The 8,312-nt window shown below is 69.7% G+C and carries 8 protein-coding genes and 1 pseudogene; 5 read left to right on the top strand and 4 right to left on the bottom strand.

All coding sequences use genetic code 11. The annotated features are described in order from the left end of the window. From IC63_RS15780 to IC63_RS15770, 3 genes are all read right to left on the bottom strand, one after another. Positions 1-201: a hypothetical protein gene (locus IC63_RS15780; protein ID WP_036722234.1), complete on the bottom strand. Its 201-nt coding sequence runs from the start codon at positions 199-201 to the stop codon at positions 1-3. Further along, positions 201-560, bottom strand: a complete 360-nt coding sequence (locus tag IC63_RS15775; RefSeq protein ID WP_156965527.1) for a hypothetical protein — start codon at positions 558-560, stop codon at positions 201-203. Before IC63_RS15775 ends, IC63_RS15780 begins: the two co-directional genes overlap by 1 nt. Before the next feature lie 165 nt (positions 561-725). Beyond that, positions 726-1,226: an ureidoglycolate lyase gene (locus IC63_RS15770; protein WP_036722232.1), complete on the bottom strand. Its 501-nt coding sequence runs from the start codon at positions 1,224-1,226 to the stop codon at positions 726-728. A 161-nt stretch (positions 1,227-1,387) separates the two neighbouring features. Between IC63_RS15770 and uraH the strand changes: the two genes are divergently transcribed. Both uraH and IC63_RS15760 read left to right on the top strand, forming a co-directional pair. After that, positions 1,388-1,750 (top strand): hydroxyisourate hydrolase, encoded by a 363-nt coding sequence (gene uraH / locus IC63_RS15765; RefSeq protein WP_036722231.1) that lies wholly within the window; start codon positions 1,388-1,390, stop codon positions 1,748-1,750. A 3-nt stretch (positions 1,751-1,753) separates the two neighbouring features. Further along, positions 1,754-2,974 (top strand): urate hydroxylase PuuD, encoded by a 1,221-nt coding sequence (locus IC63_RS15760; protein ID WP_036722230.1) that lies wholly within the window; start codon positions 1,754-1,756, stop codon positions 2,972-2,974. Between the two features lie 6 nt (positions 2,975-2,980). Here the strand turns inward: IC63_RS15760 and IC63_RS15755 are convergent, their stop codons facing one another. Beyond that, complete coding sequence (locus tag IC63_RS15755; RefSeq protein WP_084115989.1) at positions 2,981-3,943, bottom strand: LysR family transcriptional regulator; 963 nt, start codon at positions 3,941-3,943, stop codon at positions 2,981-2,983. A gap of 146 nt (positions 3,944-4,089) precedes the next feature. Here IC63_RS15755 and xdhA point away from each other — a divergent pair, with 146 nt between their 5' ends. The 3 genes and pseudogenes from xdhA to IC63_RS19280 form a co-directional block, all read left to right on the top strand. Further along, positions 4,090-5,586 (top strand): xanthine dehydrogenase small subunit, encoded by a 1,497-nt coding sequence (gene xdhA / locus IC63_RS15750; protein ID WP_036722227.1) that lies wholly within the window; start codon positions 4,090-4,092, stop codon positions 5,584-5,586. Position 5,587: 1 nt separating this feature from the next. Continuing rightward, positions 5,588-7,903, top strand: a complete 2,316-nt coding sequence (gene xdhB, locus IC63_RS15745) for a xanthine dehydrogenase molybdopterin binding subunit (protein ID WP_036722221.1) — start codon at positions 5,588-5,590, stop codon at positions 7,901-7,903. Beyond that, positions 7,900-8,004 (top strand): annotated as a pseudogene (locus IC63_RS19280) (XdhC family protein); the annotation flags it as partial. The gene xdhB and the pseudogene IC63_RS19280, both read left to right, overlap by 4 nt. Positions 8,005-8,312 lie beyond the last annotated feature (308 nt).

Genomic DNA, 8,312 nt, shown 5'->3' with positions numbered 1-8,312 from the left:
TCATCGCGCGACCGCCTCCACCTCGGCAATCACGGCCCGAACCTGATCCCGGTTCTTACAGCCGACCGAATATCCGGTGTCCCGGTGTTCGTTCTTCCAGATGTAGAGGGTGACGCCTTCGCCCTCGGGGTCCGGGTAGAAGTCCACCACGAACGGCCCAATCTGGCGGGACAGCCACATGTCGTGAACCGCGCAGCCCATCACGCCGCCCCCTTCGCCAGATAGTCGATGAAGGCGACCCGATCCTGCGGCGGCATCCGGCGGTAGCAGGCGAGCGCATAGGCTTTCAGCTCGGCCCGCGAAGCCATGTCGGCCCAGAACCCGGCTTCTTCCATGACCCGCCCCATGAAGGCTGGAACCGGCCAGGCGGGGCGGAACTGGTCCAACAGCCGCTCCAGCAGCCGGGCGCGGATTTCCGGCGGACAATCCGCCGCGGCATCGGCCAAGGCTATTGCAGCCGCCCGGCGTGTCAGGGTATAGTTGGCATCGACACGACCACGCAGATCAGCCCCGGTTGCGCCCGCCAGCGCGCCGGGGTTTTCGTTTGCCTCGGCCCGCACAGTTTCCGCACAGCTATGCGTGAACGGGACGGGAACATCGGCCCCTTGAGCGAGGTCGAGTTCAGGCGATTTGCAGGGTGTTTCGGGTGAACCGCTTTCTTGGTAAGGGAGAGGTCGAGAGTTCAATCCTCTCTCACAGCACCATCCTCCCCCACCCTCGCACCGCTACCCCGCGACCACCGTCCAGTCTGCATCCCAGCGGTATTCCTCGAGATTCGGCCCCTCGCCGCAGCGGTCCACCACCGCGAACAGGCCCGGATCGGCCAGCGGGGTCAGCACCCCGTGCCACACCCCGCGGGCGAGGTTGATGCCCTGTCCCGGCGCGGTCAGGAAGGCGCGCGGGCGGCCCGGCACGCCGGCCTCGTCGGGGGCGACGATGACCAGGAACGGATGCTCGGTCATCGGGATGAAGGCCTGCGAGCCCAGCGGATGCCGTTCCACCAGCCGGAACGCATAGGGCAGCCGCACCGAGCCCGAGCGGAACAGCGACACCCCCACCGGCGCCGCGTCCAGCCGGGCCCGGTCGTGCCAGCGGCCGCAGCGGCCCTCGTTGATGATCCGGTCGGGCGCGCCCGCCGTCTCCAGCACTTCGCCCCAGGGGGCGAAGGCGTCGGCGGTCAGCGTCTCGGCCCGGATCGTCCGGTCCCCGGTGGCGCGATCGGTCATCTTCTTTCCTCGGCTTTCCGCGCCCCGCAGGCGCGATCTTTAGGCAAAACGATATGCTGTATGCTGTCTCGCCGTATTGTGCGGCGGCGATCCTGCGATAAGAGGCAAGGAATGCCATTGCATACCGATTTGACAAGAGCGGACAGATCAAGGGGGGCGCGATGCCGGGGTTCCTGACGACCCATGTGCTGGATACCGCGGGCGGGCAGCCGGCGGCGGGGATGCGGATCACGCTGTGGGCGCTTGAGGGCGCCGACGGCGCGGACCGCCGCAAGCTGGCCGAGGCGGTCACCAACGCGGACGGCCGCACCGGCGCGCCGATCCTGGCGCAGGGCGATTTCCGCCCCGGCCGCTATGAGCTGGTGTTCCATGTCGGCGCCTGGCTGGACGCGCAGGGCCACGAGGCCGCGCAGCCGCGCTTCCTGGACGAGGTGCCGATCCGCTTCGGCATGGCCGAGGACAGCCACTATCACGTGCCGCTGCTGGTCTCGCCCTACGGCTTTTCGACCTATCGGGGAAGCTGAGCCATGGACCCCATCATCCTGCACGACTGGTCCGCCTTCGCGATCCGCTGGCTGCACGTCGTCACCGCCATTGCCTGGATCGGCTCGTCTTTCTATTTCATCGCCCTGGACCTGGGCCTGCAAAAGGCCCCGGGCCTGCCCGAGGGCGCGCATGGCGAGGAATGGCAGGTCCACGGCGGCGGCTTTTACCACATCACCAAGTACCTGGTCGCGCCGGCGCGGATGCCGGAACACCTGACCTGGTTCAAATGGGAAAGCTACGCGACCTGGCTGACCGGGGTCGCGATGCTGGCGGTGCTGTACTGGGCGCAGTCCGAGCTGTTCCTGATCGACCCGGCGAAATGGGCGCTGGCGCCGTGGCAGGCGATCCTGATCTCGGCCGGCTCGCTGGTCGTGGGCTGGGTGATCTATGATTTCCTGTGCAAGAGCCCGCTGGGCGAGAACCCCACCACGCTAATGGTCTTGCTGTTCGTGCTGCTGGTGGTCATGGCCTGGGGCTATGACCAGGTCTTCACCGGCCGCGCCGCGCTGCTGCACCTGGGGGCCTTCACGGCGACGATCATGACCGCCAACGTGGCGATGATCATCATCCCCAACCAGCGCATCGTGGTGCGCGACCTCAAGGCCGGCCGCAAGCCCGACCCGAAATACGGCAAGATCGCCAAGCTGCGGTCTACCCACAACAACTACCTGACGCTGCCGGTCGTCTTCCTGATGCTGTCGAACCACTATCCGCTGGCCTTCGCGAGCCGCTACAACTGGCTGATCGCGGCGCTGGTGTTCCTGATGGGCGTCACGATCCGGCATTTCTTCAACACCAAGCACGCCCGCAAGGCGTGGCCCTGGTGGACCTGGGGCGTCACCGTGGCGCTGTTCCTGGCCTGCGTCTGGCTGTCCTCGCTGGGCACCCAGCGCCTGCCCGCGGAGGAACGCCTGACCCCCGCGCAGGCCCGCCTGACCGCCGACCCGCATTTCGAGCAGGTGCGCGACATCGTGCTGGGGCGCTGTTCCATGTGCCACGCGGCCGAGCCCAGCTGGGACGGCATCGCCACCGCGCCGCGCCGGATCGTGCTGGAAACTGACGCCCAGATCGCCCGCGCCGCGCGCGAAATCTTCGTGCAGTCGGGGCTGACCGACGCCATGCCCCCCGCCAATGTGAGCTTCATGGAGCCCGAAGAGCGCGCCGCGATCCGGGCGTGGTTCGCCAGCGGCGCGCGCGGGTAATGCGCGTCACGACTCGGGCGGCGGCGGCGGTGTCACCGGCGTCCCGCGCTGCTCCGCCGCGCGCGGCGGCGCGCCGGTGACCGCGCCTTTCAGCGCGCGGGCGGCAAAGTCGATGAAGCGGCGCAGCTTGAGGTCCTGCAACTCGCGATGCGGGGTCAGGATGCCGAACTCGGCGGCCATCGGCGGGGTCTCGGGCAGCAACTCGACCAGCCGCCCGGCGGCGATGTCGGCTGCGACCTCATAGCGCGGCCGGTTGGCGACGCCCGCCCCGTCCAGCGCCCAGTCGGTCAGCACCGCGCCGTTGTCGGTGTCGAACCGGCCCGCGACCATCAGCTTGATCGGCCCGGCCGGGCCCTCCAGCACCCAGTAATACTCGGGCGAGCGCGGAAAGCGCAGCAGCAGGCAGTTGTGGCGCTTGAGATCCTCGGGCAGTTGCGGGGTGCCGTGGCGGGCCAGATAGTCGGGCGCGGCGACCAGCACCCGCGGGCAGTCGTCGATCTTGCGCCGGATCAGCGTCGAATCCTCGGGCTGGCCCAGGTAGAAGGCGACGTCGATCCCTTCCTCGACGATGTTCACGGCCCGGTCGGTCAGCCGCAGGCGCACCTGCACCTCGGGGTTGTCGGCGGTAAAGCGCGGCACCAGCGGGGCGACCAGCCGCCGCCCCGCGACCAGCGGCGCTGCCGCCCTGACGATGCCCTGCGGGGTGCCCGACACGGCCGCCACCGCCGCCTCGGCATCGTCCAGCGCGGCCAGCACCCGCCGTGCATTGTCATACAGCACCTGCCCGATCTCGGTCGTGGTCAGGGTGCGGGTGGTGCGGTTCAGCAGCCGCGCGCCATAGCGGTTTTCCAGGTCGCGGATGCGCGCCGACGACGCGGCGGGCGACAGCCGCATGTCCCGCCCGCCGGCGGTGATCGAGCCGAGTTCGACCACCCGGATGAACACGCGCAGGCTTTCCAGGTAGGACATCGGCGGCATTTCCTTCGCAATCGGCGTAAACTGTTCACGCCTAATGGCGCTTTGCGCAAGGCCGGGCTTGCCTCAGGATGAAGCCGCGCCCACGATTGCCCGGCGCGCCGGTCCAGCCGCCGCGCGCATCCCCGCAGGACCGACCGATGACCGATGCCCCGATCCGCTTTCTGCTGAACGACACCGAGATCGTGCTGACCGAGGCCGGCCCCGGCGACACGCTGCTGGATTTCCTGCGGCTGGGTCGTGGCCTGACCGGCACCAAGGAGGGCTGCGCCGAGGGCGACTGCGGCGCCTGCACCGTGGTGGCCGGGCGGCTGCACGGCGGCGCGCTGGTCTACGAGCCGGTGAACGCCTGCATCCGCTTCCTCGCCGCCTGCCACGGCTGCCACATCGTCACCGTCGAGCATCTGAAGGGCCCCGATGGCGGGCTGCACCCGGTGCAGCGCGCGATGGTGGAGCACCACGCCAGCCAGTGCGGCTTCTGCACGCCGGGCTTCGTGATGGCGCTGTATGGGCTGTGGATGGAAAACCCCGCGCCCGACGTGGTGCAGGTGGAAACCGCGTTGCAGGGCAATCTGTGCCGCTGCACGGGGTATGAGCCGATCGTCCGCGCCGCCTTGGCCGCCGGGCGCGCGGGCGGGCAGATGCAGGACGCGCTGGCGGTCGAGCGGGCGGCGGTGACCGCCAAGCTGGCCGCGATCCCGCCGGGGGCGGACGTGTTCCGCAATGTGGGACGGGGCGCGGGACCCGACGGCGAAACGCCGTTCCATAATATGGAACGCGCGGTCGTCCCCGCCGATACCGATCAGTTCGCCGCCGTGCTCGCCGCCAATCCGCAGGCCACCATCGTCGCGGGCGCCACCGATGTCGGGCTGTGGGTGACCAAGATGATGCGGCCGATCTCTCCCGCGATCTTCGTGGGTCATCTGATGAAAGAGATCGAGGAAACCCCCGACGCGATCCGCATCGGCGCGGGCATCACCTATTCCGAGTTCGCCCCGGTTATCGCGGCGCATTTCCCCGGGGTCGAGGACTACGTCCTGCGCATCGGCGGCTGGCAGATCAGGAACGCCGGCACCATCGGCGGCAACATCGCCAACGGCTCGCCCATCGGGGAAATGCCGCCGCTGCTGATCGCGCTGGGGGCGCGGATCGTGCTGCGCCACGGGGAAACCCGGCGCGAGATCGCGCTGGAGGATTTCTTCATCGACTACGGCAAGCAGGACCGCGCGCCGGGCGAGTTCCTGGAAACCATCGTGATCCCGAAGACGGGCGGCGCGATCCTCGCCGCCTACAAGCTGTCCAAGCGCGCCTCGGCCGACATCTCCGCCGTCGCGGCGGGGTTCCGGGTCGAGGTGCGGGACGACCGCATCGTCACGGCCCGCGTCGCCTTCGGTGGCATGGCGGGCGTGTCCAAGCGGGCACGCCACGCCGAAAATGCCCTGATCGGCCAGCCCTTTGCGGCCGAAACCTTCGAAGCCGCCGCCCGTGCCGTGGCGCAGGATTTCAATCCGCTCAGCGACTTTCGCGCCAGCCTGGCCTATCGCCACGCGGTCGCCGCGAACTTCTTTCGCCGCTTCTGGCTGGAACAGGCCGGGCTGGAGGCGCCCGTCCGCCTGAACCGCGCCGTGGGGGACTGAGATGAAACACCACGGCATCGCCGTCGAAACGCCGCATGAATCGGCGGAACTGCACGTCACCGGGCGGGCGGACTACACCGACGACCTGGTGCTGCCGCAGGGGGCGCTGCACGCCTATCTGGGGCTTTCCACCGTCGCGCATGGGACGATCCGGGCGATGAACCTCGACGCTGTTCGCGCCGCGCCGGGGGTGATCGACGTGCTGACCGCCGCCGATCTGCCGGGGCGCAATGACGTGAGCCCGATCGGCAAGGGCGACGACCCGATCCTCGCCGACGGCAAGGTGATGTTCCACGGCCAGCCGGTCTTCGCGGTGATCGCCGAGACGCGCGAGCAGGCGCGGGGCGCGGCGGCCCTGGCGCGGATCGACTATGACCCCCTGCCCCATGCGCTGGACCCGGTGCAGGCGCTGGCCGCCGGCGGGGAACTGGTCGTCCCCGGCATGACCCTGCAGCGGGGCGATTCGGCCGCGGCGCTGGCGGCGGCGCCGCGGCGCATCGACGGGCGCTTCGTGATCGGCGGGCAGGATCACTTCTACCTCGAGGGGCAGATCGCGCTGGCGATCCCCGGCGAGGCGGACGAGATGACGCTGTTCACCTCGACCCAGCACCCGACCGAGGTGCAGCACATGGTGGCTCATGCGCTCGACGTGCCGGCCAGCGCCGTCGTGGTCAACGTGCGGCGCATGGGCGGCGGGTTCGGGGGCAAGGAAACCCAGATGAACCTGTTCTGCTGCGTGGCCGCCGTCGCCGCCCGCAAGTGGCGCCGCGCGGTCAAGCTGCGGCCGGACCGCGACGACGACATGATCGCCACCGGCAAGCGGCATGACTTCGTGGTGGATTACAGCGTCGGGTTCGACGACTCCGGCCGCATCACGGCGGCCGAGGGCGACTGGTACGCGCGCTGCGGGTTTTCGGCCGACCTGTCGATGGCGGTGACCGACCGGGCGCTGTTTCACGGCGACAACGCCTATTTCTATCCGGCGGTCACGCTGCGCTCGCATCCCTTGCGGACGAACACCGTCAGCAACACCGCCTTTCGCGGCTTTGGCGGGCCGCAGGGCGTGATCGTGGCCGAGCGGATCATCGAGGACATCGCCTATGCCACCGGGCAGGACACCCTGGCCGTGCGCAAGGCGAATTTGTACGAGAACGGCCAGCTGACGCCCTATCACCAGACCGTCGAGGACCAGATCCTGCCGCGGATCTTCGCCGAGCTGGAAATTTCCTGCGACTATGGCGCGCGGCGGCAGGCGGTGCTGGACTTCAACGCCGCGATGGACGCCGCGGGCAGCCCGATCCGGCGCGGCATCGCCCTGACCCCGGTCAAGTTCGGGATCAGCTTCACCGCCACGCATTTCAACCAGGCGGGGGCGCTGATCCATGTCTATGCGGACGGCTCGATCCAGCTGAACCACGGCGGGACCGAGATGGGCCAGGGGCTGCACACCAAGGTCGCGCAGATCGTGGCCGAGGCGTTCGGCGTCGATCTGGCGCGGATCAAGGTCACGAAAACGACGACCGAGAAGGTGCCGAACACCTCGGCCACGGCTGCGTCCTCGGGGACCGACCTGAACGGCATGGCGGCGCTGGATGCGGCCGAAAAGATCAAGGCGCGTCTGGTCGCGTTCCTGTGCGCGGCGCGCGGGGTGCAGCCGTCCGAGGTGCGCTTTGCCCGCGACCAGGTGATGGTGGGGGCCGAGGCGATCCCGTTCCACGAGGTCGCGCAGCTGGCCTATCTGGCGCGCGTGCCGCTGTCGGCGACGGGCTTCTATGCGACGCCCAAGATCCACTGGGACCGCAAGGCGGGGCGCGGGCGGCCGTTCTACTACTTCGCCTATGGCGCGGCCTGCGCCGAGGTCTCGGTGGACACGCTCACCGGGGAATACGTGATCGAGCGGGCCGATGTCCTGCATGACGTGGGGCGGTCGATCAATCCGGCGCTGGACCGCGGCCAGATCGAGGGCGCCTTCGTGCAGGGCACCGGCTGGCTGACCAGCGAGGAGCTGGTCTGGGACGAGACCGGGCGGCTGCGGACCCACGCGCCCTCGACCTACAAGATCCCGCTGGCGTCGGACCGGCCCAAGGTCTTCAACGTCGCGCTGGCCGACTGGTCCGAGAACCGCGAGGAGACGGTGCGCCGGTCCAAGGCGGTGGGCGAGCCGCCCTTCATGCTGGGGATTTCGGTGTTCGAGGCGATCGGCCACGCGGTGGCCTCGGTCGCCGGCTACAAGATCGCGCCGCGGCTCGATGCGCCGGCGACGCCCGAGCGGGTGCTGATGGCGGTGCAGCGGCTGCGGCAGGACGGCGAGGCATGATCCGGGTGCGGATCAGCGTGGCGCGCGGGTCCACCCCGCGCGAGGTCGGGGCCGAGATGATGGTGACGATGGACGGTGCCACCGGGTCGATCGGCGGCGGGGCGCTGGAATACATGGCGCTGGACCGCGCCCGGCAGATGCTGGCGCGGGGCGAGACCGAGGCAGAGATGGACGTCCCGCTGGGCCCCGAGATCGGCCCGGTGGCACCGTCCATCGGCACCATCATCTCGGCCCCGACCTCGCGCGGGTCCACCCCGCGCCCCACGCTGATCCGCACCCGGATCATGCCTCGCCGTCCTGCCGCAGCCGCTGCACCGCCATCAGCACCCGCTCGGGCGTCGCCGGCGCATCGAGCCGCGGCGCGCTCTTGTAGCCGGCGCCCGAGGCCACCGCGTGGCCGACCGCCTCG

This window comes from Paracoccus sphaerophysae (assembly GCF_000763805.1).
GTDB lineage: Bacteria > Pseudomonadota > Alphaproteobacteria > Rhodobacterales > Rhodobacteraceae > Paracoccus > Paracoccus sphaerophysae.
The sequence above is the reverse complement of the archived record's forward strand: the minus strand, read 5'-3'. Positions and strand labels throughout refer to the sequence as shown.

Bases quoted from the DNA above. Each gene is read 5' to 3' on its own strand.
- IC63_RS15755 (WP_084115989.1), bottom strand. From the start codon at position 3,943: ATGTCCTACCTGGAAAGCCTGCGCGTGTTCATCCGGGTGGTCGAACTC.
- xdhB (WP_036722221.1), top strand. From the start codon at position 5,588: ATGAAACACCACGGCATCGCCGTCGAAACGCCGCATGAATCGGCGGAA.
- IC63_RS15780 (WP_036722234.1), bottom strand. From the start codon at position 201: ATGGGCTGCGCGGTTCACGACATGTGGCTGTCCCGCCAGATTGGGCCG.
- IC63_RS15770 (WP_036722232.1), bottom strand. From the start codon at position 1,226: ATGACCGATCGCGCCACCGGGGACCGGACGATCCGGGCCGAGACGCTG.
- xdhA (WP_036722227.1), top strand. From the start codon at position 4,090: ATGACCGATGCCCCGATCCGCTTTCTGCTGAACGACACCGAGATCGTG.
- IC63_RS15760 (WP_036722230.1), top strand. From the start codon at position 1,754: ATGGACCCCATCATCCTGCACGACTGGTCCGCCTTCGCGATCCGCTGG.
- uraH (WP_036722231.1), top strand. From the start codon at position 1,388: ATGCCGGGGTTCCTGACGACCCATGTGCTGGATACCGCGGGCGGGCAG.